General features: G+C 38.2%; 24 protein-coding genes and 1 pseudogene. 16 read left to right on the top strand and 9 right to left on the bottom strand.

Annotated features, from left to right (window positions below):
- Positions 1 to 148: 148 nt before the first annotated feature.
- The 11 genes from DB729_RS03090 (at position 149) to DB729_RS03040 (ending at position 10,001) form a co-directional block, all read left to right on the top strand.
- Positions 149 to 838, top strand: a complete 690-nt coding sequence (locus DB729_RS03090) for a CPBP family intramembrane glutamic endopeptidase (protein ID WP_109289557.1) — start codon at positions 149 to 151, stop codon at positions 836 to 838.
- 68 nt (positions 839 to 906) lie between these two features.
- A complete protein-coding gene (locus DB729_RS03085; RefSeq protein WP_084975949.1) occupies positions 907 to 1,203 on the top strand; it encodes a bacteriocin immunity protein in 297 nt (98 codons plus the stop codon).
- Positions 1,204 to 1,334: 131 nt separating this feature from the next.
- Positions 1,335 to 2,321, top strand: a complete 987-nt coding sequence (trhO, locus tag DB729_RS03080; RefSeq protein WP_001030025.1) for an oxygen-dependent tRNA uridine(34) hydroxylase TrhO — start codon at positions 1,335 to 1,337, stop codon at positions 2,319 to 2,321.
- A gap of 121 nt (positions 2,322 to 2,442) precedes the next feature.
- Entirely contained in the window at positions 2,443 to 3,303 is an 861-nt protein-coding gene (locus DB729_RS03075) for a DUF4299 family protein (protein ID WP_109289558.1), read from the top strand.
- Positions 3,304 to 3,457: 154 nt separating this feature from the next.
- Entirely contained in the window at positions 3,458 to 4,381 is a 924-nt protein-coding gene (locus DB729_RS03070) for a helix-turn-helix domain-containing protein (protein ID WP_109289559.1), read from the top strand.
- Positions 4,382 to 4,523: 142 nt separating this feature from the next.
- Entirely contained in the window at positions 4,524 to 4,745 is a 222-nt protein-coding gene (locus DB729_RS03065) for a hypothetical protein (protein ID WP_109289560.1), read from the top strand.
- Positions 4,745 to 5,335 carry a TlpA family protein disulfide reductase gene (locus DB729_RS03060; protein ID WP_243830653.1) on the top strand — a complete coding sequence of 197 codons (591 nt, stop codon included), beginning with the start codon at positions 4,745 to 4,747 and terminating at the stop codon, positions 5,333 to 5,335. The genes DB729_RS03065 and DB729_RS03060 overlap by 1 nt, the downstream gene beginning before the upstream one ends.
- A 473-nt stretch (positions 5,336 to 5,808) precedes the next feature.
- Positions 5,809 to 6,672, top strand: a complete 864-nt coding sequence (locus DB729_RS03055; protein ID WP_109289562.1) for an ABC transporter ATP-binding protein — start codon at positions 5,809 to 5,811, stop codon at positions 6,670 to 6,672.
- Between the two features lie 23 nt (positions 6,673 to 6,695).
- Positions 6,696 to 7,388, top strand: a complete 693-nt coding sequence (locus DB729_RS03050; RefSeq protein ID WP_109289563.1) for an ABC transporter permease — start codon at positions 6,696 to 6,698, stop codon at positions 7,386 to 7,388.
- 8 nt (positions 7,389 to 7,396) lie between these two features.
- Complete coding sequence (locus DB729_RS03045) at positions 7,397 to 7,978, top strand: hypothetical protein (RefSeq protein WP_109289564.1); 582 nt, start codon at positions 7,397 to 7,399, stop codon at positions 7,976 to 7,978.
- Complete coding sequence (locus DB729_RS03040) at positions 7,971 to 10,001, top strand: ATP-binding cassette domain-containing protein (protein WP_109289565.1); 2,031 nt, start codon at positions 7,971 to 7,973, stop codon at positions 9,999 to 10,001. Before DB729_RS03045 ends, DB729_RS03040 begins: the two co-directional genes overlap by 8 nt.
- Before the next feature lie 228 nt (positions 10,002 to 10,229).
- Here DB729_RS03040 and DB729_RS03035 read toward each other — a convergent pair whose 3' ends face one another.
- The 6 genes and pseudogenes from DB729_RS03035 to DB729_RS03010 form a co-directional block, all read right to left on the bottom strand.
- A complete protein-coding gene (locus DB729_RS03035; protein ID WP_061588563.1) occupies positions 10,230 to 11,192 on the bottom strand; it encodes a DUF6574 domain-containing protein in 963 nt (320 codons plus the stop codon).
- Positions 11,193 to 11,253: 61 nt separating this feature from the next.
- A complete protein-coding gene (locus tag DB729_RS03030) occupies positions 11,254 to 12,186 on the bottom strand; it encodes a DUF4097 family beta strand repeat-containing protein (protein ID WP_109289566.1) in 933 nt (310 codons plus the stop codon).
- Positions 12,179 to 12,772: a DUF1700 domain-containing protein gene (locus tag DB729_RS03025; protein WP_109289567.1), complete on the bottom strand. Its 594-nt coding sequence runs from the start codon at positions 12,770 to 12,772 to the stop codon at positions 12,179 to 12,181. Before DB729_RS03025 ends, DB729_RS03030 begins: the two co-directional genes overlap by 8 nt.
- Positions 12,759 to 13,085 carry a PadR family transcriptional regulator gene (locus DB729_RS03020; protein WP_000273860.1) on the bottom strand — a complete coding sequence of 109 codons (327 nt, stop codon included), beginning with the start codon at positions 13,083 to 13,085 and terminating at the stop codon, positions 12,759 to 12,761. Before DB729_RS03020 ends, DB729_RS03025 begins: the two co-directional genes overlap by 14 nt.
- Before the next feature lie 188 nt (positions 13,086 to 13,273).
- Positions 13,274 to 15,325: pseudogene (locus DB729_RS03015) on the bottom strand (retron Ec67 family RNA-directed DNA polymerase/endonuclease).
- 297 nt (positions 15,326 to 15,622) lie between these two features.
- On the bottom strand, positions 15,623 to 16,789 hold the full coding sequence (locus DB729_RS03010; RefSeq protein ID WP_109289568.1) for a CynX/NimT family MFS transporter: 1,167 nt from the start codon (positions 16,787 to 16,789) through the stop codon (positions 15,623 to 15,625).
- Positions 16,790 to 17,010: 221 nt separating this feature from the next.
- Here DB729_RS03010 and DB729_RS03005 point away from each other — a divergent pair, with 221 nt between their 5' ends.
- Both DB729_RS03005 and DB729_RS03000 read left to right on the top strand, forming a co-directional pair.
- Positions 17,011 to 17,841: a glycosyltransferase gene (locus tag DB729_RS03005; protein WP_109289569.1), complete on the top strand. Its 831-nt coding sequence runs from the start codon at positions 17,011 to 17,013 to the stop codon at positions 17,839 to 17,841.
- A gap of 75 nt (positions 17,842 to 17,916) precedes the next feature.
- A complete protein-coding gene (locus tag DB729_RS03000) occupies positions 17,917 to 19,767 on the top strand; it encodes a polysaccharide biosynthesis protein (protein WP_084852812.1) in 1,851 nt (616 codons plus the stop codon).
- 91 nt (positions 19,768 to 19,858) lie between these two features.
- Here the strand turns inward: DB729_RS03000 and DB729_RS02995 are convergent, their stop codons facing one another.
- Genes DB729_RS02995 through sdaAB form a run of 3 tightly spaced genes read right to left on the bottom strand, consistent with a single transcriptional unit; the run spans position 19,859 to position 22,068 of the window.
- Positions 19,859 to 20,488, bottom strand: a complete 630-nt coding sequence (locus DB729_RS02995; protein ID WP_109289570.1) for an HAD hydrolase-like protein — start codon at positions 20,486 to 20,488, stop codon at positions 19,859 to 19,861.
- A 27-nt stretch (positions 20,489 to 20,515) separates the two neighbouring features.
- Positions 20,516 to 21,388 carry an L-serine ammonia-lyase, iron-sulfur-dependent, subunit alpha gene (sdaAA, locus tag DB729_RS02990; protein ID WP_084877239.1) on the bottom strand — a complete coding sequence of 291 codons (873 nt, stop codon included), beginning with the start codon at positions 21,386 to 21,388 and terminating at the stop codon, positions 20,516 to 20,518.
- Between the two features lie 8 nt (positions 21,389 to 21,396).
- Positions 21,397 to 22,068: an L-serine ammonia-lyase, iron-sulfur-dependent subunit beta gene (gene sdaAB / locus DB729_RS02985; protein WP_057488864.1), complete on the bottom strand. Its 672-nt coding sequence runs from the start codon at positions 22,066 to 22,068 to the stop codon at positions 21,397 to 21,399.
- A gap of 241 nt (positions 22,069 to 22,309) precedes the next feature.
- On the opposite strand from sdaAB, the gene apf reads away from it, so the two are divergent.
- The 3 genes from apf to DB729_RS02970 all read left to right on the top strand — a co-directional run bounded on the left by apf (position 22,310) and on the right by DB729_RS02970 (position 25,211).
- Entirely contained in the window at positions 22,310 to 22,915 is a 606-nt protein-coding gene (gene apf / locus DB729_RS02980) for an aggregation-promoting factor (protein ID WP_109289571.1), read from the top strand.
- 277 nt (positions 22,916 to 23,192) lie between these two features.
- On the top strand, positions 23,193 to 23,999 hold the full coding sequence (locus tag DB729_RS02975) for an ABC transporter substrate-binding protein (RefSeq protein WP_096421527.1): 807 nt from the start codon (positions 23,193 to 23,195) through the stop codon (positions 23,997 to 23,999).
- A 15-nt stretch (positions 24,000 to 24,014) separates the two neighbouring features.
- Complete coding sequence (locus DB729_RS02970) at positions 24,015 to 25,211, top strand: argininosuccinate synthase (RefSeq protein ID WP_109289572.1); 1,197 nt, start codon at positions 24,015 to 24,017, stop codon at positions 25,209 to 25,211.
- The last annotated feature ends 12 nt before the right edge of the window (positions 25,212 to 25,223 follow it).

Here is a 25,223-nt window from a genome sequence, read left to right as displayed (position 1 = left end):
TCGTGTATTCATTCCTAATTCCTAAAAATGTGATCACTGCCTTCCTTAGTTCTCTAGGGGAGGTAGTGATTTTTAGGATGTAAACATGAAAAGAGTGGTTCTGAGGGTTTATGCGATGTGATACATATATATCTATAGGGAATTTATTATGAAAAAATATCGTCTTCTTTTAAAAATGAGTGCTGTCTTCTCTTACCTATTTTTCGTATTTGGCCTTTCTCAGCTGACGTCTATTGTTCAAAATTATTGGCAATTTTCTTCCCAGATTGGCAATTTCTTCTGGATTCAAAATATCTTGAGTTTGCTATTTATCGGAGTCATGATTTGGATTCTGGTTAAGACAGGCCATGGTTATCTCTTTCGCATTCCAAGAAAAAAATGGCTTTGGTATTCGATTTTGACAGTATTAGTGGTAGTGCTCCAGATCTCTTTTAACGTTCAGACAGCTAAACATGTCCAGTCAACTGCTGAAGGTTGGGCTGTATTGATTGGTTATAGTGGGACTAACTTTGCAGAGCTAAGTATCTATATAGCCCTGTTCTTTCTGGTTCCACTGATGGAAGAATTGATCTATAGGGGTTTGTTGCAACATGCTTTCTTTAAACATTCGCGATTTGGCCTTGATTTGCTTCTTCCTTCCATTTTGTTTGCTCTTCCTCATTTTTCAAGTCTGCCTAGTCTGTTAGATATTTTTGTTTTTACAACATCTGGAATCATCTTTGCTGGTTTGACCCGCTATACCAAGAGCATTTATCCATCCTATGCGGTGCATGTGATCAATAATATTGTAGCGACCTTGCCATTTTTGCTGACTTTTTTACATAGGGTGTTTGGGTAAAATACTGGCACGAGAGTTAGGAATTATAGTTTTTCAATTTATAAGCGAATTTCAGGAGGAAAATGAGTATGACACAATTAAAATGGTTTGCTGGAGGAAGTGAAAGACGTTGTGAAGCGATGGCCATCATTGATTATCTATTGGAAGATATAAAGGATGCGCCTCAACTTACTCCCCTGAAAAATCAGTTAGTGATTTATAAAAAACGATTAAAGGACGATGGAACCTCTACTCCATTTATTCTGAGTCAAATGAATGTTGACATCTCACGTGTGTTGATTGATAACAAGCTAAGTTTGTCAGAAAGTCAAGCTAAGCAAATCAAAAAATTGAGAGAATTATCTGCGATTCGCTATGGTTACTGATGAAGTGCAGTGGCAGGTCTCTCTATACAATTTCCGGTCAAATAAATTGCATTCGTTTTCCCAAGTGGGTATACTAGTATAGTTGAATGAAAAATTCTGAAAATTTAAGAATAGAAAAGAGAACAAATCTTATGGCAAAAGATATTCGTGTCTTACTTTACTACCTCTATACTCCAATTGAAAACGCAGAGCAATTTGCTGCAGACCACTTGGCTTTCTGTAAATCAATCGGTCTCAAAGGCCGTATCCTAGTCGCTGACGAGGGAATTAACGGAACCGTTTCAGGTGACTACGAAACAACTCAAAAATACATGGACTACGTTCACAGCCTCCCAGGCATGGAAGACCTCTGGTTCAAGATTGACGAAGAAAGTGAACAAGCCTTCAAGAAGATGTTTGTTCGCTACAAGAAAGAAATTGTCCACCTTGGTTTGGAAGATAACGACTTTGACAACGACATTAACCCACTTGAAACAACAGGTGCTTACTTGTCTCCAAAAGAGTTCAAAGAAGCCCTTCTTGACGAAGATACCGTTGTCCTTGACACACGTAACGATTATGAGTACGACCTAGGACACTTCCGTGGAGCTATTCGCCCAGACATCCGCAACTTCCGTGAGTTGCCACAATGGGTCCGTGACAACAAGGAAAAATTCATGGACAAGCGTGTTGTGGTTTACTGTACAGGTGGCGTTCGCTGTGAGAAATTCTCAGGCTGGATGGTGCGTGAAGGCTACAAAGATGTCGGCCAATTGCACGGAGGAATCGCAACTTACGGTAAAGACCCAGAAGTTCAAGGTGAGCTTTGGGATGGAAAAATGTACGTCTTTGACGAGCGTATCGCAGTTGATGTTAACCATGTCAACCCAACCATCGTAGGGAAAGACTGGTTTGATGGAACACCATGTGAACGTTATGTCAACTGTGGAAATCCCTTCTGTAACCGTCGTATCCTAACATCAGAAGAAAATGAAGACAAGTACCTTCGTGGATGCTCACACGAGTGTCGTGTTCACCCACGCAACCGCTACGTCTCAGAAAATGAATTGACACAAGCAGAAGTTGTTGAGCGCCTAGCTGCTATCGGTGAAAGCTTGGATCAAGTCGCTACTGTATAACATCAAACAGCCTTCAGGGGCTGTTTTTCTATGCTTTTTATCTAAAAATCTAAAATTTGTTTCTGTATCTTTCAGGAAAATAGGTTATACTGTATGTAAACGATTTCAAAGGAGGCCGGTTATGGCGAAAACATTTTTTATCCCAAATAAAGAAAGCATTCTAGGACAACAGGAGGTCTTGACTGCCAAGTCCATCTTGACCTTGGTGGAGGGTTTGGAGTCGCATAGTTATGATGCGGTCTATCTCCGTCAGCCCCTCAATCGTCTCGAGTATATCGAGTGTGGGATTGTAGGTCAGTCGCAATTTCTCTTCAAGGTGAACTATGCGGATAGTCGAAAAGGCTATCAAGTAGTGATTCCAGACTTCCTTACTAGAGCGGACTGGGAGATTGTAGAAGCTCTCCTCCAAGCCCTATCAAGCAAGTTGGGGCAAGTGGCAGAAGGGCTAGAAGGATTTGACTTTGAAGCTTATTTCCGACAAACAGTCAAGCATTATCTAGCGGATAAGGCGGCTCGTCTGGTATACTGCCAAGGACTCTTGTCCCCTATCTATCTCAACAAGGAATACCTCGAGAGCTTTTTGGCTGAGGATGGATTGGCACGTTTTGAAGAGCTAGTCAAGAAGGTTCAAGGATCTGATGCCTACCTTGCCAGTGTGAAATTTTACCCAGACGCCCAAGGCAAGGTACACGGTATCTATCACCTAGCCCAGGGAGTCAAGACGATTTTACCAAAGGAACCCTTTGTACCAGCTCCTTATACCGAGCAGCTGGCAGGCAAGGAGCTTATTTGGGAGATTGACCTAGTGACGATTTCTGGTGATGGCTCAAAAGCAGAAGACTATGAAGCCATCGCTCGCTTGGATTATGCAAGATTCCTAGAGTCATTACCAACAGCATTTTACCACCAACTAGATGCCAATCAACTAGAAGTACAAGCCATTTTGGGAAAAGACTTTGAAGAATTGGCACAAGAAAAGTAAAGCAGGTCAACTGCTATTTAGCATGCGAAAGATAGTTTAGCTTAGTTAGGTTTTGTAATGTGAAATTTCAAAAATTGCTTAGTTCAATGAAAAATAGTATAATATAACAAAAAATAGAATATTGTTCGTTAAATAATGATCAGGAGATCTTGAGATGGATATCAAGAAGGAAGTAGGTAAAAGAATCCGAATGTTGCGAGAGATGAAACATATCACTCGTGAAACTCTTTGTGATGATGAAACTGAGATAACGGTGCGCCAATTAGCACGGATTGAATCAGGGCAGTCTTCCCCAAGTTTATCTAAGGTAGAGTATATAGCTTACAAACTAGGTTGTCCAATTTCACATATAGTAGATATGGATCATATGATTTTACCTTCAGAGTACTTGATAGTAAAGGATAAACTTATTAAGTTTCAAACTTATGGAGATGATGATAGAATCCAGGTTAAGGAAGAGTTGTTTGAAAGAGTTTACGAACACTATTATGACAGTCTACCTGAGGATGAGCAGATTGCTGTTAGTGCCTTACAAGCTAGTTTTGATGTCTTTGTAAGTGAAGATGCAGGGTTTGGCGATGCTTTGCTTGATGAGTATTTTGAGCAAGTAAAGATAAGGAAAAACTACTCGGTGAATGATTTGCTTTTGATAAAGCTGTACTTTGTTTCATGTTTAGCAAGACCGACTGAGTATAATCCTGAACTATTTTGGATGCTTTCTAAAAAACTTATAAGAGAAACAAATTCATCAGATTTAGAGACAGCCTATATGTTAAAAAGAACTGTGCTTGATTCTTTAGCTGTTCAATGGATGGAAAAATCTTACTCCACTTTTGAGCCTTATGTTAAGGCAATGAACACATTGATGACTATATCGCAGGATTTTCAAAACAAGCCAATTGTTGATATGCTAGATGCTATGTGTACCTTATTTCATAAACAGGATAAGGAAAAAGCTATCCAATTATATGACAGAGCTATTGTTTGTGCTCAAGCATTTGGGGACTCAGTATTAGAAGCGCGTATATTAGGAGAAAAAGAAAAAGATTTAAAAACTTTTGAGGAAATGAAGAGCTGACATGACATTTTTGTCATGTTTTTTTCTTTTTGAAAGCGTTATACTTTAATCATAAAGAACAAGAGATAAGGAGGAAAGAAAAATGTTTGGATTTGCAGTATTCTTAAGTCTTAGTTTTTGGTTTTCTGGGTAGGAGATGGAAATGGAAGATTTTAGTATCTCGCTAGAGACTTTTACACAAACTCGCCACAGTTTGATAGTTCGAAATAACACGACTGAGCAAAGGTTGGTACAAATAGAGTTGAACAAGGAACCATTCCGTTTAGCAATTTTAGATGCTGGCGAAGAGCGAGTTTTAATCTTACCAGAAGAATTATCTATTATCGAAAGTTTTAAAATTTCAGAGGTGGAGGACAATCCATGATGTCAAAAAAACATGTTGTAGAGGCAATGTTTATTCTTGTGATAGCTTCTTTATTTTTAGCAGGATTTTACTATAAAAACCAAGAATCTCATCATCAAGAAGAAACAAAACAAGAGCTTCTCTTAAAAAAAGAAGAGGAAATAAAACAATATATTTCAAAAACTAAAAATACAACATTCAAGAATGCATTGTTGACCTCCAATGAGGGAGCGCAGGTTCAACTGTCAGAGTATAAGTTTAGACCAAAGGTTGTGGTATTCTGGGCTAGTTGGTGTCCTGATTGTCAAAAAGAGCTCCCAATCATTCAGCGCCTTTATGATAAATATCAAGATAAAGTTGATTTCTTTATGGTGGATATAGTTGATGGGGAACGTGAAACACTTGAAACCTCTCATCAATTTTTAAGGGATCAGGGTTTTACCTTTCCAGTTTATATAGATCAAGATTTACAAGCTTTTAAGTTCTTGGATGTAAAAGCTATTCCAACTATCTTTATAGTGGATAAAGATGGGATAGTGAAAGAAATTTATGTTGAACAAGGAAGCGAAGAAATGTTATCTAAAGATTTAAAACAGTTAATAAATAACTGAAATGAGAATCTCATTTGGTTATTATAAAAAATTTTTTAAAAGGAGGGTTTTCTGATGAGAAAACTAACTGGACGTGTCAAAAGACACATTGTAGCAGGTCGCTTTTGTATTATAGGTCTTCGATATGGAGTAGGCATATTTTGTTGGGATTAAATAGGAGGATGAAGTAGTGAAAAAACTAAGTAACAAAAATAAAAAGCACATTGTAGCAGGTCGCTTTTGTATTATAGGTCTTCGATATGGAGTAGGTATCTTTTGTTGGGATTAAAAGGAGGGTTAAATAATGAAAAAACTAAGTAATAAACATAAAAGATACATTGTAGCAGGTCAATTTTGTGCTGTTTCACCACTCGGTATTTATGGAATGCTCACAGGTATTGGGTTCTTCTGTTGGAGTTAATGTAAGCTAAAAATCTCTGGCAGGGTTCATTCCTTGTCAGAGACTTTTTTAATATAATGAACGGAGAGAAACTATGAATCGTGTGATTTTAAGTCTTAAAAATATCAATAAAACATATGGGAAAGAACAGGTTCTCCATAATATTTCCTTTGATATTGAACGAGGAGAAATATGTGGTCTTATCGGTGAAAATGGTGCTGGAAAGACAACATTAATGAGAATTCTCCTAGGACTAATTCGAGCTGATAAGGGAGAAATAGAGAGTGTTTCGCAGCATAAGATTGGCAGTATTATCGAATCACCTGCCCTCTATCCAAACTTGACTGGACGTCAACACTTGCAATATTACAAGACAAGATTTGGTTTAAAGACAGATATCACAAAAATGTTGGAATTGGTTCACTTGCCTGAACCGTCATGGGATCGAAAAGTAAAAAACTATTCCCTTGGAATGAAGCAGAGGTTATCGATTGCGATTGCGCTGTTGGATAATCCAGAGCTTATTATCTTAGATGAACCCGTGAATGGTTTAGATCCTCAAGGGATTTCAGATTTAAGAAAAATGATTTTGAATTTAAGGGATCAGTTAGGAGTTACTTTTTTAATCTCAAGCCATATCCTATCAGAGTTGGAGTTTATAACAGATAAGTATATCATCATGAAAAAGGGAAAAATTCTAAATGTGATGAGTTCAAAAGAGCTAGCGAATGATTTGTCGGAAAAGATTTTCCTTAAGACGAGTTGTAATCAGATTCTGAAAATGTTTTTAGAAGAAGAGGGCATTGATCACTTTGAGCAAGGTGACTATCTGGTTGTGACAGAAAAGGAGAGATTAATGGCTATCTTGGAATATAGTATTGGTTCAAATCTAGTGATACAGGATATTTATATTAAGAAGGAACGCTTTGAGGACTACTATTTGCGTAATATTATCTGATGATTTAAGAAAGGAGGAGAGTCATGAATTCTCTTAAAGCAGATATATATAAATTTTACTGGGAAAAAAGAGGAGTGCTTCCTAGTTTGTTGATAGGGTTATTAGTTTTGTTATTCTCCTTGTTTTTTAAGTCATCAAATGAAAATGAGCCAGCATTTCGAGTGTTGATTTCAAATGTGAGTGGTTTTATTCCTTTGCTTTTCATCTCTGCTAATTTATTTTTCTGGGGGGAAGATTATAGTTTCCGTACGATCAATATTCTGCTCACAAAAGAAAAACAACGATGGAAGTTATTTTTATATAAAACTTTGGGAACCTTTTGTTTGTCTTTCCTATATGTAACTATTTTTTATAGTTTAACAGCTCTTGTTTATTTGGAAGGGGACATGGTGTTGATTATTTCGACATTTTTACACCAGCTACCATACTATTTGGTTATTATCAGTATCTCCTTATTGATTTTTCAAATATTTGATAAGGTTTATGAATCATGTATGATTTATACACTCTACATTTTACTATTTGATAATCTATTAGTTTACGTTCTTCCAAACTCTGGTGAGAGTGTGAGAGACTATTTACTAATGACTTTAAATTTGAAAGCATCACCAGATATAAGTCAATTTACCCTTACAAACGTATGCTATCCTATAGTGGCAGGTCTAGCAGTAATCATGCTTACGTTTGTTGTATTCAGTAAAAAAGAATTTAAATAGGAGGACTAATGATGAAAAAAATAGGAATTGTAATTGGGCTGTTGTTACTGTTTGTAGTAGCTGGAATTTTATTAACCTTAAAACGAGGAGAGACAACAATCAGTTTGAAACAATCATGGACTCTCTCTTCTAAAAGTATTAAAACGTTAGAGTTTTATGGCTCAAAGCAAGCAATTGATGTTAAAGTTGTCAAGAGTGAATCAGATGAAACAAGTGTTCAAATAGAAGGAAAAGTTTCCGAAGAATCAGCGAATAATATATCTAAAAACGTTAAAATGAGTTCAGATAGTCTATATCTACCATTTTCACAACATGGTTTTAATTTGGCTCTGAGTTCAGAAGGAAAAGACAAGTTATATGTAACTATTTCCTTAGGGAAAAATGCTACTTTCGAAAAAATATTTATAGATACTCTTGTTGGCGATGTATCTATTACAGTTCCTAAAGATTTTGATGGGATTTATACTTTACATACAAACAATACAGGAGAAATTTTAAGGGTTCCTACCACAAATCAAACTTCTAATAGCGTCATTGAAGTTGATGGCTATAGTAAGATAAGTGTTGAAAAAGGAGAAAAAAATGGTTAGTCACTATAAACAAGCAACTTTGCTGGACTGTGGAATGGCTTGTGTAAAGACAATCATTTCTTATTATTTCCCCCAATTAGAACATTTAGATAGTCTACAATTTGATAATAATAATCACCAAGGACTGTCTTTGTTTGAAATAGAAGATGTATTAAAAAGCTATGGTATTGATGCGGATTCTTATCAAATTGACACTCCGAGTTTATTAAATAACGTATCATTTCCTTATTTGATGGTAGTAGAAAGAGCTGGTTTGCCTCATTATATTGTTGTATTAGATGGAGATAGTAATTCATTGACGGTCTCCGATCCTGCGAATGAAGAAATTGAGAAAATTTCAAGATTAGAACTTTTTAGTCAGAGTGTAGGAGTTGTTTTAATTCCCCAAAAGAGTGAGAGTGTTAATTTAGAAGATAAAAAAGGTGTTGTTACTTTGAGCTATGCAGATAAGTTATATCATAGATTTTTAGCTTCACTTGGTTGGAAGAGAAAGTTTGCAATCTTTTTCTTGGGAATAGCCAAAATTACCTTACCAGTTACTATTGCTTTTTTTCTACAAATAACAATGTCTAATCTGCTTAATATTCAGTTTAGCTTTCAGTTATTTAGTCTCGCTTCAATAATATTAGGTTCATATTTGTATTGGCAGTTTTCTATATTGGAAACAAGATTAAAAGGAAAGATTGAAAATGATTTTTTAAATGATATTCTGTCCTCTTTTTATCAGAACCAATTAAATGATTTTTCTTTAACTAAGAATTATGAGTATGTTAGTAGTTATTTTTGGAATTTGTTGTTATCAGCAACAGGTATTATGCAAAAATTTTACTTAAAGGTACAACTTTTAGTGTTTTGCTTGCTACTATTATTGCTATTAAAATTGAATATCATTATTTTCGCAGTTACAAGCTTATCTATAGTTATTCTTGGTTTATATGTAAATTTTGAGATACGAAAAGTTGTAAAAAATCAGCGAGAATTTATTGCTAAGAGTTCTAACTTTAGTTCTCTTGTAGAAAATACAATTTATGGTTTGCAAGATATTATAAGTTTCCAAAAATCTAGCGACTTTATCAAAGAATTTAATGAAAGACTCAATGAACTGTTGGGAACGAAACTAGATAGTACGCATATTACCAATAGATTATTAGCTTCTACTCAGATATTTATAGGTTTAACTGGTTCATTTTTGATTGCTACTATAATTTCTATGAGAGATTATGAACATATAGCAGAGTATGCAAATAGTATTTTGATTCTATTACTTTTATCCAGCATTTTAAGTTCTTTAATTACATCTTGGGTAGCATTGAAAAAAAGTCAATATTCCTTTGAGTTTATTGGAACAGAGGAGGTAGAAGCGAAAAGGGATGTTATTCCTGTTTCAGTAGCTAAAATTAAACAGTTGTCATGTCGGAATTTATGTAAAAAATGGGATGAAAGATTGGTGTTTAATAAATTAAATTTCGAGTTTAATAGTGGTGAATTAACCGTTATTACAGGCGGTAATGGAACTGGGAAATCATCTCTTTTGAATATTATTCAGGGATTATCTTCTCCAACAGAGGGTGATATTGTACTGAATGGAATGGAAAGTTTTTCTACTTTAGAGGAGACTAATATTTTGGATTATTTAAGCGTGTATTCATCTGAATTTCATGTATTCCCTGGAAGTGTTTCAAAAAATATTAATTTCACCCTATTTAATAAGGAAAACTATGAATTAAATAATCTTGATAGTCTGAATCTCAATGTATCTCTGAGTCATCAGATTGATGGGAAAGCCACCAATATTTCGCAAGGTCAGAAACAAAAAATTCTACTCATGAGGAGTTTGTCGCAAGAAAAGGACATCTATCTATTTGATGAGCCTACAGGAAATTTGGACAGAAACTCAACTGAATTATTTCTAAATGAGGTTGAGAAATTAGTGAACGAGGAAAAGATTGTTATTGTCGTGACTCATGATAAGGATGTTATTGCTAGAGCAAGCAAAGTTATTAATATGGATGAATTTCATTAAAAGTTAAAAAATGGAGATTGGTGGTTTCTAATCTTCATTTTACCTATAACTAATTTGCAAAATATTTGGAATAACGAGTTTCATAGCAATGTTATCATACGACTGAACTTTAGGAATAAAACCCATCCTAGGACAAGATTTTGAGGAATTGGCAAGCATCGAGTAGACCTTGTCCAAAAAAGAGTAAGCATAAAAATCCCTGTCATTAACAAATGGCAGGGATTTTAGTTAAAAGAAGGTCAGGATGCGAAGGTAGTCTACTGTCAGCGCGAGCTCTGCAATGAAGAAGGGTAAGAGAATAGCACCATCAAGTAAGACAGCTAGTAAGAAACGATAGAATGGGTCAAGGCCACTAGTCTTACTTGGTTTACTAATCACAAAGAGATTGCCAAGGGCAAAGATGGCCATGCTTAGAAGAGTGAGGATCCCAGCAAATCGTAAGCCACCAAAGAGTGCAAAGAAACTTGCTAGAGCTGTTAGGACAAGCGGGATAGCAAAGAGTCTGCTGTAACGATCGAAAGCTTCTTGAAAAGTGAAGTCGCTCTCCTGGTCCAGTACACGTCGGACAGTAAAGCCTCCCAAAATGATGGAAAAGTAAAATAGAGCGCTAGTGACCAAGATAGAAAGTCCAGCAAAGAGATCTAAAGGTGGGAGCTGGTTAGGAGAGCTATTAGCCATAGAAATCATATAGCCATAGTAGAGGCGCTTGATATGATAGATACTAAAGAAAAGGTTGAACGAGGACAGCAGGGTGAGCAGGCCAAAGACACTGTAACGATGCTTTTGGTCCGTAGTCTTGCTAGCAGTTGGTTCTTGGATAGCATCCAGCAGCCAAGTCCAAAACAGTGCGATTTCTTCTTTGAATCGGGCAGTTTTACGAGGATCAATATCTGGGATATAAGGACTTTCTAAAGCCTTGCTGAGGATGCTTTTTTCTTTTGCAGAGTTTTCTTGCTTGTGTTCCTCTTCAGCTTTCCCTTCTCCCTCTTCCTCGGTTTGGGTTTCCTCAATCATTTCGGGAGCTTCCTCCTCATGCGTTTCCAACTCTTTAGGTGAGACAGGTGTTTCTTCGCTTGCTTGTGGTTCAGTTTCCACAGTTTCTGAAGTCTCAGGCTCGTTGGGCTGGTTTTCCGATTTCGTCTGAGGTGATTTCTTCTCAAGATCGGCACTTTCAAACCATTCTTGTGTCATGGTGGAACCTCCTTTTTATGGTCATTTTCTATCTTTAGACTAGCAGATGAAAGCGTTTTTGTCAATGGTTTCTAGGTGGAGCAGAGTATTCTTCTTCCTTGGGTAGGTAGATATCCTGATTGGCTTTTATAATGAGCATATCCTTAGCATCTGCTTTGTCTGTCTTGTAGGGGTTGGCAAGTTCATTCTCTTTTTGTCTAGGGTGTTCTCTTTGTGCATTACGATAAATACCGCCATGCTGAGAAGAAATATCTAGATTGATACGATCGAATTCTGTCTTAGAAAGAAAGAGTCTTAAGTCGTTATGAGAGTCTAGCTCAACCTTACCGCGGACCTTAATATTCTCAGCATAGATGTGTTCCTCTTCGGTCTTGACCTGGCTATCTGTCAATTCGGTATCAAAGATATTGATAATACGAGGTGTCGTTAGTGTACTGTTTTTGATAGAGCTTTCTGTTATTCTTAAGAGATAGCCTTTTGTTTTAATTGTCGCATTTTCAAGGTTGGCTTGCCGGATAGTGGTCTGTCCACGATTGGCTGAGACGGTGATCGCTTGCAGTTTTCTTCCTTTAGGGAGAGAGAGAATGACTTCGTCAAAACGATTAGAATAGCTGCTAGCGATACGAAGTAGGCCTTCGATTCCTGAACCGAGAAAACGATGTTGGGAGGCTTGTTTGTCAGTGACGCTCAGTGTTTTGTCACTCATGCCAGTAGTTAGATCGTGACGACCAGACACGGAAGGATGATAGGTGATGTGAATCTTGTCATCTACAGACTCTGTGATGGTTAGGCTATGTTCCTCAAGGGCTAGATCAAGTTTTTCCACTTCATTTCCAAAGGTCACTTCTTCGATACGATTGTCATAGACGGGGTCTTTTGACATGGCAAGTAAACTTTGAATACCATTGGACTGCGCGCCTACAATGATCATGATAAAACCGAGGATTGTAGAAACCACACCAAAGATGAGAAATCCTTTTGTCAATTTACGCATGTCTGTCACCTCTCTTTCCTTTTTTAAGAATCCATTGTGCCAAGCGGACGACCAGGAGGCCAAAGAAACGAGCTACATAGGAGATGCCCAGTAGAACAAGAGAAGAAGCACCGATAGAAAGCAAACCAGCCCCAAAAATTAAGATAAAGGCAGATTTGGCTTCGACCAGAACACTAAAGCTCTCTACGATAAAGACTCCGCCCAGCAGGATACCCGTCACAGAGATGGTGAAAAAGGCTAGAATGACAGAGACAGCCGCGATAAAAAGCCCGATAATGGTTAAGATAATTGCAATTCCAACAGGGATTCCGATAGGGGCTGCTAGTAAGGCCAAGAGTGCAATGTGCAGCAGTTGGCGGTCATTCTTTTGAGCAGGTGCCTCATTGACTTTTTTATCGAGAAGATCAGAGAGGATATCATGAGCCGCTTCTTTTGGTGTTCCTAGACTGGCAATGAGTTTCTCTTCGCCCTCTGGGCCTGCATCGTCAAATAGTTCCTTAAAGTAGTCCATAGCTTCGATGCGGTCAGCTTCAGGCAGTTTATTGAGATAGGTTTCTAACTGAGTCAGATAGTCAGTTCTTGTCATGGCGGATACTCCCTTCTATGATGCCGTTGACGGTGTCGGTATAGAGCGTCCACTCTTCCTTTAGAGTAACGAGCTGCTCTACGCCCCGATTGGTCAAGGAGTAGTATTTGCGCATACGCCCCTGAAACTCTCTAGAGTAGGTGGTCAGAAAGCCACTGGCTTCCAATTTTTTGAGAATGGGATAGAGCGTAGATTCTTTGATATTGGCGATGAGCTTAATGGTTTGACTAATCTCATAACCATAAGAATCCCCCTGCTCCAGTACAGCCAAGATGAGAAACTCAATCAAGGCAGAAGATGTTGGGAAGTACATGGGAAACCTCCTTTATATTATATAAAAATTTTATATATACTCTTTTCAAATATATTGTATCTCAAGTTGAAAGCCCTGTCAAGAAATATGTGTAAAAATTTTATATATAAAAAAACTCCTAGTAAAAACTAGAAGTTTAGAGGATTATACATCAGTTATTCGGCAGAATTCTATATTTTAAAGATAAGCTAGAATAATGATTTATAATCTAGGATATTATCTCTTATGCCGTCTAGCAAAGGGATAAACTCAGTAAAATCGAATTCTTTATAATTTTTCAGAACATGCTTTGAAAGAATTTCTTTTCCATAATAATTTGCTCCACCATCTTTATGAAATTCCTTTCCTTTTAAAATAGGTGGCGAATTTCGAGACGACGAAAATAATAAATCTTCAATATCAGACGAGTTACCGTCATTCTTATTAGATATTAGAGGAGTTGCCATTATATATAGGTTATCCTTTTTATTAATTCGCCAAGGTTTTTCTCTTCTAACTTTTTCTAAATTGTCTGAAATCTTATCTTCTAATTTTTTATTCTTTGAACCCTCCGATTCTTCATTCTGAGGGTTCATCAAGTCTTTTGCATGATTCGCAAACAAAAATAAGGGAGATTTATCCTTACCATTTCTATTATTCGGTTCATTATCAAATAAAAATATTGTTGGATAATTTGGAATATTATCGGTTAATTGTTGGAAATAAGTAATATAGTTTGTGTATAAAATTCTTTCTTCTGAATTTAGTGCAAAAAATTTTTTCTCTTTTTTCTCATTATAGTAAAATTTATCAGAAAAATAATTATACCAAAATTTAAAACCTTCTCCCCCTTCTGGAACATTAAAAAGATATTCTATCGTATTAGTATGATTCAGAAATTCAATTTTAAATATAAAATCATTTCCATCTTTTTCAACAAGTTCTGGATACTTTTGATAAAGGTTTTTTAAAGCTGCTTTAATATATCGTGGATCGGTCTTTCCCTCTGTTACAATTATCGGTTTGTCATTTCCGAAAAAATATTTATAAAATAGAAATTTCTTGTACTCTTTTTCTCTAGAATTAAATAAAGACATGTATATTTTCTTTTCTTCTTTACCGATACTGTAAAATTCTGTAGGTAAATTATATGTATGATGTTTGGTGTTATGCAACAATTCCTTTTGTAAGTCTTTATTATAAAAGATATACTTCCAATAATATTTCGATTCAGATTTTTTTAATAAATTTCTTCCTAATAAATATTTTTGTGAATCTAGATTATTTTGTATCAGGGATTTTTTATAAAGTAAGTAGTTGTTGTATTGTTCTATTTGAAAAATAAAAGCAAATCGTCCCGTTAATTGATTCAGCGTTCCTGGTTTTTTATCTATTTCAAAAGCACCATCTTTGTATAATTGAAAAGCCATTGCACGAGTATTTTTTATGTACTCTCTTTTTACATTTATCTTCTTGTTTACAACTAGTCCAGTAACTTCTTGGCGCTGCATATTATTACTCAATCGTGTTTTTTTAGGATTGATTTCAAAACCAGATGAGATGATTACCTTCTCTAATTCAGTTAAAAAGTTATCCAACTCTTTGCTTGCCCTCAATTTATTAGAGTTTAATTCACGATTTGTTGAAAAAGTCATATCATCGGCATATCTAGAATATGTAAAACGATATTTTTTAGCAATTTTGACAATCCGATAATCTAAAATTCTAGTAATTAAATTTGTGATGATGGGAGAAGAAGGGGCTCCTTGTGGTAACTTACCTTGGTAACATGCAATTTGAGCAATTACTGTAGCAATTTCTGGTGAAACAGCAAAATCCCTGTCTTTTATAAAGAAGCCTCTTACTCTTCCAAAATTAAAAGAATCGAAAAAATTTTTCAAGTCAATGTTCAGAATGTATTTTTTGTTTCGATGCATCTGAGAGTTGGTAATAATGCTTTTCCCCTTTTCAAATGCATGAGACAGAACAGGTGTTTTAAAGTTCTTGTCCTTCTATTTAGATTCCAAGCTTTCAAGGTAGCACTCCCATAAAATATTAGCTAATTTTTTCTGAAGAAATTTTAACTCTTTTGTAGGAGCGTGTATAACTCTTTCTCCACCATTCTTTTTAGGAATAGTGAAGGTGGTATATAAATTATCAGTTTGTAAGTTGTACAATAAATAGTTAATGTATTTAGCATTTTTAAAGCCGAGGAGTTTAGCAAAGTCATCTTTTGTTTGTAGTTGATTGAATTTAGTCATAATTTTTTCCTCATAAAAAAAAGCGTATGATAACTCTTACGCGAACAAGATTTCCAGAAGAAATCCAAGAAAATCCCTAGCTAATAAAACTAGGTGAAGCCAAACATTCCTATAACATTGCTGTTAATACTTGCGAACACACAAGTCAAAAATCTAATCATACGCAAACATATTCTATCACAAAACAAGATATTAATCTAGTTTTAAGGTGTATTAAACTAGATTTTTGTATGGACCAAAAAAACCAGACAGAGTCTGGCTTTGCATTGTTTATATCTGAGAAGTATTTTAGAAAAATTAAAGTATCTTATCAGCCCGATCCACCATAAAGAGTGAGACAGTCATGATGATGTCAACGATAAGTAGAGCAATGACAGCTGGGATCCAAGATTGGAAAAGTTCAAAACTGTAACCAAACAAGGTAGGACCAAAAGCTGCTAAGATGTAGCCCCCTGTTTGCGCTAGTCCTGATAGCTGAGCTGTCTTTTCAGGAGAACTGGTTTTAAGTGAAAAGCAAACCATGAGGTAGGGGAAGAGGGCACTGCAGGCCGTTCCAATCAAGAGGTGGACGACTAACCAGTAGAGGAAACTGCTACTTGGATACAAGAGCATGGCAATTCCTGTCATCCCAGCGATAGAGATAATTGTTAGCATGATTCGACGGTGGCCGTCTGACAGATGAGTCGTCAGACTTGGAACAGTCATTGAAAAAGGAATGCTGATCAGCGAGAAGATAGAAGCGAGGAGGGCCGCATCTTTATTAGAAAGACCAGCACTAATGGCTATTGTTGGCAGCCAGGTCATGCTCGTATAAAAGAGCAAGGACTGAAGACCACCAAAGATAATGATGGCCCAGACATCTTTACTTTTTAGAATATTTTCTTTGACTTGCTTTTCTTTTTGGCCTTCTAGATAGTGGTTGTGGCGATGATTTGGCAACCAGATTAGCAGAGTGACCAGACAGAGAAAGCTGAGAACGAGGATCAGTCCTTTCCAAGAACTAGCTTGGGTGGTAGGGACGGATAGATAAGAAGCGATAGCTGTCGAAATTCCCATGGCAGTGACATAGAGGGTTGTTAGGAGACTGATCTTTTGAGGCTGATTTGCCTGAATCATACTTGGGAGGAGTACATTGAAAATAGCGATGCTCGCTCCTATGATCAGAGTTCCCAGATAGAGAAGGGGAAGATTGAAAATCCGAATGACAGAGCCAATAGTTAAGAGGAGCAGACAGTAAGTAAAGAGATGTTCCAACCCGATTTTTTGTGCCAAGCGACTCGCAAAAGCCGAGAAAAGAGCAAACATCAAGAGAGGGAGACTGGTTAAAATCCCAAGAGAACTAACCTCAACTCCTAGTCCCTGAGCGATATCTCCTAAAATGGTTGGAAGAGCAGTGAAAGGAGAGCGTAAAACAGTCCCGATTAAGACAATTCCTAGGATAAAAAAGAGTGATTGTTTTTTCATAAAAACCTCGATAGGATGATTTTAATAACAGCTTATTTTAAGTTTTTTTCTATATAATGTCAAGTAATGACAGCTAAGAAAGTTCGATTGATTTAAGCGATAATAGAGTGAAAGGAGATACATTTCTTTACTAGAATTTTCCTTGATTTGATATAAAAATAGGAAAGTGAGAAAATTTGTGATAAAATAGTGGAAGGAAATCTATATATTGGAGAAAAACGGTGCTTGAAAAGCAAAAAATCAGCGTCTTGATGTCGGTCTATGTAAAGGAAAACCCGACGTTTTTGAGAGATGCTATCAAAAGTGTTCAAAATCAAACCTTGAAACCGAGTGAACTTGTTCTTGTTGAGGATGGGCCCCTCACGCCTGAGCTCTATCAGGTGCTAGATGAAGTGGAAGCTCAGTCAGACATTCCAGTGAAACGGTGCCCCTTAGAGCAAAATCAAGGTTTAGGCTTGGCTCTTCGTTACGGTGTTTTGCAGTGCCAGCATGACATTATTGCCCGCATGGATACGGATGATTTAGCCGTTCCGGATCGTTTTGAGAAACAGCTTCAACTAATGGAGAAAGAAAATCTCGATCTCTTAGGCGGGCAGATTGCAGAGTTTATTGATAATCCAGATGAGATCGTGTCTTATCGTCGTGTTCCAACTCAGCATGCAGACATTGTGGCTTATCAGAGAATGAGAAGCGCCTTTAACCATATGACAGTCATGTTCAAAAAGGACATGGTCCTCAAGGCGGGCAACTATGAAGATGGCCTTTACATGGAGGATGACCTCCTTTGGCTCAATATGATTGCTGCAGGTGCCAAGACTGGGAACCTAGATCAAATCTTGTGTAAGGTTCGTGTCGGTGCAGGGATGTTTGAGCGTCGAGGTGGCTTGCGTTACCTTAAACTCTATCGTCAAGCTCGCCAACGGATGCTTCAGCGAGGGCAAATTTCTTACATGGAATATGCTAAAAGTATGTTCATTCAGGCAATTGTTGCACTTTGTCCAGGCTTTGTACGTCAGTTTATCTTTGTCAAACTTTTAAGAAAGAGCAAGTAAGACCTGATAGATTGAACGATTCGGGTTATCATAACAATAGTATCATTTGACTCTTTTAAGGGGGAGTAAATTCCTATGAATAAAAAACTAACAGATTACGTGATTGATCTGGTTGAAATTTTAAATAAACAGCAAAAACAAGTATTTTGGGGGATATTTGATATTCTGAGTATGGTGGTTTCCATCATCGTATCTTATATCTTGTTTTATGGCCTTATAAATCCTGCGCCTGTGGACTATGTGATCTATACTCTTTTAGCCTTCCTTCTCTATCAAATCATAATTGCATTTTGGGGGCTGAATGCTAGTATTAGTCGCTACAGTAAGATTACGGATTTTATGAAAATCTTTTTTGGAGTGACACTCAGTAGTGTTCTTTCTTATGGAATCTGCTATGCCTTTCTTCCATTATTTTCTATCCGTTTCATCGTGCTCTTCATTTTGTTGAGTACCTTCCTCATCTTGCTTCCTCGCATCACCTGGCAGTTGATTTATTCTAAACGTAAAAAGGGTAGTGGAGATGGAGAGCATCGCCGTACCTTCTTGATTGGTGCGGGAGATGGTGGTGCCCTCTTTATGAATAGCTACCAACATCCAACCAGTGAGCTTGAGATAGTGGGGATTTTGGACAATGATGAAAAGAAAAAAGGGCAGAAACTAGGTGGAATCCCAGTCCTAGGCTCTTATGACAATCTACCTGAATTGGCCAAACGTCACCAAATTGAGCGTGTTATCGTAGCAATCCCTTCGCTCGATCCATCAGAGTATGAACGTATCTTGCAGATGTGTAATAAACTAGGTGTCAAATGTTACAAGATGCCTAAAGTTGAGACAGTTGTTCAAGGTTTACATCAATCGGGTAGTGGTTTCCAAAAAATTGATATCACAGACCTTTTGGGCCGTCAGGAAATTCGCCTTGACGAATCACGTCTGGGGGCAGAAATTACAGGTAAGACCATCTTGGTGACAGGAGCTGGTGGTTCGATTGGTTCGGAGATTTGTCGCCAGATTAGCCGCTTCAACCCAGAGCGTATCGTCTTGCTTGGACATGGTGAAAATTCAATCTACCTTATTTATCATGAGTTGATTCGTAAATTCCAAGGGATTGATTATGTTCCTGTCATTGCAGATATTCAGGATTATGATCGTCTTTTACAAGTGTTTGAACAGTACAAACCAGCTATCATCTACCATGCTGCAGCCCACAAACATGTTCCAATGATGGAGCGCAATCCAAAAGAAGCCTTCAAGAACAATATCCTCGGGACCTACAATGTTGCCAAAGCTGTTGATGCAGCCAAGGTGCCTAAGATGGTCATGATTTCGACAGACAAGGCGGTGAATCCACCGAATGTTATGGGTGCGACTAAGCGCGTGGCAGAGTTGATTGTTACTGGCTTTAACCAACGTAGTAAATCAACCTACTGTGCAGTTCGTTTTGGGAATGTTCTTGGTAGCCGTGGTAGTGTGATTCCTGTCTTTGAACGTCAGATTGCTGAAGGTGGTCCTGTAACGGTGACAGACTTCCGTATGACACGTTACTTCATGACTATTCCAGAGGCTAGCCGTCTGGTCATCCATGCTGGTGCTTATGCTAAGGACGGAGAAGTCTTTATCCTTGACATGGGCAAACCAGTTAAGATCTACGACTTGGCTAAGAAAATGGTCCTTCTAAGCGGGCACACAGAAAGTGAAATTCCAATCGTTGAAGTCGGTATTCGCCCAGGCGAAAAACTCTATGAAGAACTCTTGGTTTCGACCGAATTGGTTGATAACCAAGTCATGGATAAGATTTTCGTTGGTAAGGTTAACGTCATGCCTCTAGAAGCCATCGATCAAAAGATTGAAGAATTCCGTTCACTCAGTGGAGATGAGCTCAAAGAAGCAATTATTTCCTTTGCAAATGAGACAACTCACGTTGAGTAAGAGCACCCAACTAATTATAAATAAAAGGCCAGGGTTCTGTTTGTACAGGACCTTGGCCTTTTTACTCTGTAATTTCAAATCGTTGTATTATTTACAGTTGCTTAATGATATCGTCAATGGTATGGGCAATCCAGTCAGGTTGATAGCTGAGCAAATCAGCCTCTTCTCCAAATCCCCAAGTAACAGCAAACTTTTTAATGCTAGTTTCTTGGGCTCCAATCATATCAAACTTGGTATCCCCGATGATAAGGACTTGGTCTGCAGGGAGTCGATGCGTTTGCAAGGCATAACGGATGACATCAGCCTTGTGAGGTGTTTCAGGACTGGAACCATAAATGCCATCAAAGAAATGATGGATTCCCAGATTTTTAGTCATATCATGAGCAGTAGGAGTATTCTTTGTTGTAGTGATGTAGAGAGGGTAGTTTTGTGAAAGTTCTTGGAGTAATTCCGTTATTCGGGGGAAGAGTTGGGCTTCGTGGATCCCTTTTTTCTTGTAGTAAGAACGATAGATTTGAACGGCTTCCGAGATTTGTTCCTTGGGAAGACATGTTGCAAAACTACTTTCAAGTGGTGGTCCCATGAAACCACGGATGGTTTTGGCATCGGGGCTTAGAACTCCTAGTTGTTCAAAGGTATAGGTAAAGGCATTGTGGATTCCGATGGAACTGTCAACCAGGGTTCCGTCTAGATCAAAAAAGATTGCTGAGATAGAGGGCATAGTTTCTCCTAATAGATATAGATAAGCTTATTCTCCGAAGATTTCTTTTTGTAGGCGACGACCAGTAGGTGTGGCGGCGAGTCCGCCCTCAGCTGTTTCACGAAAGGCAGTTGGGAGGCTTGATCCGACCTGATACATGGCATCGATGACTTCGTCAACAGGAATTTTAGACTCGATACCTGCCAAGGCCATATCAGCCGCGATAAAGGCAAAGCTAGCCCCCATGGCATTGCGTTTGACACAGGGAACTTCGACCAAACCAGCAACGGGATCGCAGATGAGGCCCAGCATATTTTTAATGACAAAGGCGATAGCTTGACTAGCCTGATAGGGGCTTCCACCTGCAGCCAAGGTCAAGGCTGCGGCACTCATGGCAGAGGCAGAGCCAACTTCGGCCTGACAGCCACCTTCAGCACCTGAGATAGAGGCATTGTTTGCGATGACTAGTCCAAAGGCACCAGCAGCAAAGAGGAAATCCAGCTGTTCTTCGTGACTAAGATCTAATTTTTGTATAGCAGCAGTTAGAACGGCTGGCAGACAGCCAGCACTTCCTGCGGTTGGAGTGGCACAGACCAAACCCATTTTCGCATTGTGTTCATTGACCGCGATGGCATTACGGGCTGCTGATAGGATGGTAAAGTCAGACAAGGCCTTGCCACTTTTGAGATGGCGATCTAGTTTGGCCGCATCTCCACCCGTTAGGCCACTACGGGATTTGTTTTCACTGAGACCGAGCTCGACAGAGGCTTTCATGACTTCTAGATTGCGTTCCATGAGGAGGAGAACTTCTGCACGTTCTCGACCGGTTAATTGATATTCTGTCGCAATCATGAGTTCTGCGACATTTCCTTGGAAGTCTAGATCCGCCTGCTCGACCAATTCTTTGATAGAATAAAACATGTTTCCTCCTACTTAAAGAAATTGACATTGTGGAGATGAGGGATTTTTCGAATTTCTTCAATCGCCTCTTCGCAACTTCGACTATCGACTTCGATAATCATGATGGCTTTTTCTCCAGCTTTTTCTCGAGTCACATTCATCTGAGCGATGTTGATATCGAAACGAGAGAGGGCTTCAGTAACATGGGCAATCATACCTGGAACATCCTGATGTACGATGATAATGGTTGGTGTGTTCATGTTGAGAGAGACAGCAAAGCCGTTAAGTTCCGTAACTTGGATATTTCCTCCACCGATGGAAATTCCTGTCACACTAATGGATTTGTGTTCATTCTTCACAGTAATTTTAGTGGTATTAGGGTGAGGAGCGTTGCTGTCTTTCTGAATGGTCCAGACAATCTTGATACCGCGTTTATGGGCAATCTCTAGGCTATTTGGAATGTCAGGATCGTCCGTATCCATACCTAATATACCAGCGACGAGAGCAAGGTCAGTTCCATGGCCACGGTAGGTCTTAGCAAATGAATTAAATAATTGGAATTCGACTTCTGTCGGCGTATCGTCAAAGATGGAGGAGACGATTTTTCCAATACGAACAGCTCCAGCTGTGTGGCTACTTGATGGGCCAATCATGACTGGTCCGATAATATCAAAGACAGATTGAAAACGAAGTGATTGCATCTGTTTCCCCTTATAAAGATTCTTATAACTATTATATCAAAGAATGGACCTCTGCGCTTGTTTCCCTTATCAAAAGCTTAAAATGATTAAAGATAGTATAAAATAAGGTCTTTTGTGACAAAACGCTCCTTAAAACGGTAAATATAAAACATTTTTGTAATATTTCTACATATAACCGTTAAACAACGGTAACATTTAAAAGGTATCATAGATATATTCAATGGAAGGAGAATTTTTAGATATGTCATTAACAACTAAAAAAATCAAAATAACTATCGCAGGAGTAGCAGCTTTGCTTGCTTTCTTTGCCCCAGCTCTTGCCTCTGCGCAAGAAACTGTAACTTACACTGTTAAATCAGGTGATACTCTTTCAGAAATCGCTGAGAAGTACAACACGACTGCTGAAAAATTAGCAGCAAAAAACAATATCAAAGATATTCACCTTATCTATGTTGACCAAGTTTTGGTCATCGAAGGAACAGCTTCTACTGCAGCACCAGCTGCGACAACGGAAGAAACAGCTCCAGTAGCTACAGAAACTGTTGAAGAATCTCCAGCTGCAACTACAACTTATGAAGCGCCAGCAGCAGAAAGCAACACTGCAGCAGCTTCTACTGTAAGTGGTTCTGAAGCAGAAGCCAAAGAATGGATCGCTCAAAAAGAATCAGGTGGTAGCTACACAGCTACAAACGGCCAATACATCGGACGTTACCAATTGACAGATTCATACTTGAACGGTGACTACTCAGCTGAAAACCAAGAACGTGTAGCAGATGCCTACGTTGCAGGACGTTATGGTTCATGGACAGCTGCCAAGAACTTCTGGCTTAACAACGGTTGGTATTAAGAATACAAGAGTCCTTTAGGGCTCTTTTTTGTTTCTCTATAACAAAAAGTGTAAGGATCTTCTCAGCAATGCTCTATTTGTATAATTTTGGCTAAATTTTTCAAATTGTTTTAAAACTCAAATAGTATAAATAAGCTTATTATATGTAAAAATATATCATATAATGAGTTTTTTCTTGATTTAAATGAAATAAAATACAGTTTTTTCTTGACAAACGAAAATGAGAGGAGTATTATTTATACAATAATGAAGTATAAAAATAAAAGGAGGCTCTTCTATGAATAAAGTGAAGAAGGTGTTGATGACGATGTTTGGTTTGCTTATGTTTCCCTTATTGTTTGCTTGTAGTAACAGTCAGTCCCAAGGTGTTGAAGCCATTAAGGCTAAAGGAAAATTGGTGGTGGCCCTAAATCCAGAGTTTGCTCCATTTGAATATCAGAAATTGGTTGATGGGAAAAATCAGATTGTAGGTTCAGATGTTGAGCTAGCCAAAGCCATCGCAAAGGAACTAGGTGTAGAAGTGGAGTTCTCTCCAATGAGTTTTGACAATGTACTGGCTAGTCTTGATTCAGGTAAGGCCGATCTTGCCATATCAGGTGTTTCTAAAACGGAGGAGAGAAGTCAAGTTTACGATTTTTCAATTCCCTACTACACTTCGAAAAATAAGGTTATCGTAAGAAAATCTGAATTAACGAATTACCAATCAGTCAAGGATTTGGCTCAGAAAAAGGTTGGAGCGCAGAAAGGTTCTATCCAGGAAACTCTGGCCAAAGAAACCTTGCAGGATTCTTCTCTCGTTTCACTTCCTAAAAATGGAAATTTGATAACAGATTTGAAATCAGGGCAACTGGATGCGGTTATCTTTGAGGAACCAGTGGCGAAAGGATTTGTAGAGAATAATCCAGACCTAGCCATCGCTGAGTTTGATTTTGACAATGACAAAGAAGATTCCTACGCTGTTGCGATGAAAAAAGACAGTAAAGAATTAAAAGAGGCGATTGACAAAACCATCCAGAAGTTGAAGGATTCTGGGGAGTTGGACAAATTGATTGACGATGCTTTTAAAGCCTCTATCGAAAAATAGAAAGAAGGAAGAGAAATGAGTAAGGAAAAAGTCATTTTAGCCTATTCAGGTGGATTGGATACATCAGTTGCTATTACATGGTTAAAAAAAGACTATGATGTGATCGCTGTTTGTATGGATGTGGGTGAAGGAAAAGATTTGGAGTTCATCCATGATAAAGCTCTCAAGGTTGGGGCTGTAGAGTCTTATGTCATTGATGTTAAGGAAGAATTTGCTAATGACTATGTTTTAGTGGCCCTTCAGGCTCATGCCTACTACGAACAAAAGTACCCCTTGATATCTGCTCTGAGTCGCCCTCTTATTTCAAAAAAACTCGTTGAAATAGCTCATCAGACGGGGGCAACCACAATTGCCCATGGTTGTACAGGCAAGGGAAACGACCAAGTTCGGTTTGAAGTCTCTATTGCAGCTTTGGATCCCAATTTAAAAGTAGTTGCGCCTGTTCGTGAGTGGAAATGGTCTCGTGAAGAAGAAATCCAATATGCCAAAGAAAACGGTGTTCCAGTTCCTGCTGACCTTGACAATCCTTACTCTGTCGATCAAAATCTTTGGGGACGTGCAAATGAATGTGGTGTCTTGGAAAACCCTTGGAACCAAGCGCCAGAAGAAGCATTTGGAATCACATCTTCGCCAGAAGAGGCGCCAGACAGTCCTGAATTTATTGACATTGAGTTTAGCTGTGGGGTACCCATCTCCCTCAATGGTGAGAAGATGAAAGTGGCGGATTTGATTCAAAAGCTCAATGAAATTGCAGGCAAACACGGTGTTGGTCGTATTGACCATGTGGAAAATCGCCTAGTTGGTATTAAGTCAAGAGAGATTTATGAGTGCCCAGGTGCTGTGACTTTATTGGCAGCTCATAAGGAGATTGAGGACTTGACTCTTGTGAGAGAAGTGGCTCATTTCAAACCTATTATCGAAAATGAGTTGTCCAATCTCATCTATAATGCCTTGTGGTTTAGCCCAGCAACTCAGGCTTTGATTGCCTATATCAAGGAGACACAGAAAGTTGTCAATGGAACTGCAAAAGTTAAACTCTATAAGGGGAATGCTCAGGTAGTGGCTCGGAAATCTTCAAATTCTCTTTACGATGAAAATTTGGCGACTTATACTAGTGCGGATACTTTTGACCAAGATGCAGCTGTTGGATTTATCAAGCTTTGGGGGCTTCCGACTAAGGTTTATTCAGAAGTTCAGAAAAATGTTGAGTAGTGACGAGATAGA

The organism is Streptococcus halitosis (genome assembly GCF_003143695.2).
GTDB lineage: Bacteria > Bacillota > Bacilli > Lactobacillales > Streptococcaceae > Streptococcus > Streptococcus halitosis.
This window is presented reverse-complemented; position numbering and strand designations above follow the sequence as displayed.

What these genes read in the sequence shown, in the direction of transcription:
- DB729_RS03065 (WP_109289560.1), top strand. Translation starts at nt 4,524, where the DNA reads ATGGAAGATTTTAGTATCTCGCTAGAGACTTTTACACAAACTCGCCAC.
- DB729_RS03085 (WP_084975949.1), top strand. Translation starts at nt 907, where the DNA reads ATGACACAATTAAAATGGTTTGCTGGAGGAAGTGAAAGACGTTGTGAA.
- DB729_RS02970 (WP_109289572.1), top strand. Translation starts at nt 24,015, where the DNA reads ATGAGTAAGGAAAAAGTCATTTTAGCCTATTCAGGTGGATTGGATACA.
- DB729_RS03090 (WP_109289557.1), top strand. Translation starts at nt 149, where the DNA reads ATGAAAAAATATCGTCTTCTTTTAAAAATGAGTGCTGTCTTCTCTTAC.
- DB729_RS03075 (WP_109289558.1), top strand. Translation starts at nt 2,443, where the DNA reads ATGGCGAAAACATTTTTTATCCCAAATAAAGAAAGCATTCTAGGACAA.
- trhO (WP_001030025.1), top strand. Translation starts at nt 1,335, where the DNA reads ATGGCAAAAGATATTCGTGTCTTACTTTACTACCTCTATACTCCAATT.
- DB729_RS03010 (WP_109289568.1), bottom strand. Translation starts at nt 16,789, where the DNA reads ATGAAAAAACAATCACTCTTTTTTATCCTAGGAATTGTCTTAATCGGG.
- DB729_RS03060 (WP_243830653.1), top strand. Translation starts at nt 4,745, where the DNA reads ATGTCAAAAAAACATGTTGTAGAGGCAATGTTTATTCTTGTGATAGCT.
- DB729_RS03055 (WP_109289562.1), top strand. Translation starts at nt 5,809, where the DNA reads ATGAATCGTGTGATTTTAAGTCTTAAAAATATCAATAAAACATATGGG.
- DB729_RS02995 (WP_109289570.1), bottom strand. Translation starts at nt 20,488, where the DNA reads ATGCCCTCTATCTCAGCAATCTTTTTTGATCTAGACGGAACCCTGGTT.
- DB729_RS03030 (WP_109289566.1), bottom strand. Translation starts at nt 12,186, where the DNA reads ATGCGTAAATTGACAAAAGGATTTCTCATCTTTGGTGTGGTTTCTACA.
- DB729_RS03045 (WP_109289564.1), top strand. Translation starts at nt 7,397, where the DNA reads ATGATGAAAAAAATAGGAATTGTAATTGGGCTGTTGTTACTGTTTGTA.
- DB729_RS03020 (WP_000273860.1), bottom strand. Translation starts at nt 13,085, where the DNA reads ATGTACTTCCCAACATCTTCTGCCTTGATTGAGTTTCTCATCTTGGCT.
- DB729_RS03000 (WP_084852812.1), top strand. Translation starts at nt 17,917, where the DNA reads ATGAATAAAAAACTAACAGATTACGTGATTGATCTGGTTGAAATTTTA.
- DB729_RS03035 (WP_061588563.1), bottom strand. Translation starts at nt 11,192, where the DNA reads ATGACACAAGAATGGTTTGAAAGTGCCGATCTTGAGAAGAAATCACCT.
- DB729_RS02975 (WP_096421527.1), top strand. Translation starts at nt 23,193, where the DNA reads ATGAATAAAGTGAAGAAGGTGTTGATGACGATGTTTGGTTTGCTTATG.
- apf (WP_109289571.1), top strand. Translation starts at nt 22,310, where the DNA reads ATGTCATTAACAACTAAAAAAATCAAAATAACTATCGCAGGAGTAGCA.
- DB729_RS03040 (WP_109289565.1), top strand. Translation starts at nt 7,971, where the DNA reads ATGGTTAGTCACTATAAACAAGCAACTTTGCTGGACTGTGGAATGGCT.
- sdaAA (WP_084877239.1), bottom strand. Translation starts at nt 21,388, where the DNA reads ATGTTTTATTCTATCAAAGAATTGGTCGAGCAGGCGGATCTAGACTTC.
- DB729_RS03070 (WP_109289559.1), top strand. Translation starts at nt 3,458, where the DNA reads ATGGATATCAAGAAGGAAGTAGGTAAAAGAATCCGAATGTTGCGAGAG.
- DB729_RS03050 (WP_109289563.1), top strand. Translation starts at nt 6,696, where the DNA reads ATGAATTCTCTTAAAGCAGATATATATAAATTTTACTGGGAAAAAAGA.
- DB729_RS03025 (WP_109289567.1), bottom strand. Translation starts at nt 12,772, where the DNA reads ATGACAAGAACTGACTATCTGACTCAGTTAGAAACCTATCTCAATAAA.
- sdaAB (WP_057488864.1), bottom strand. Translation starts at nt 22,068, where the DNA reads ATGCAATCACTTCGTTTTCAATCTGTCTTTGATATTATCGGACCAGTC.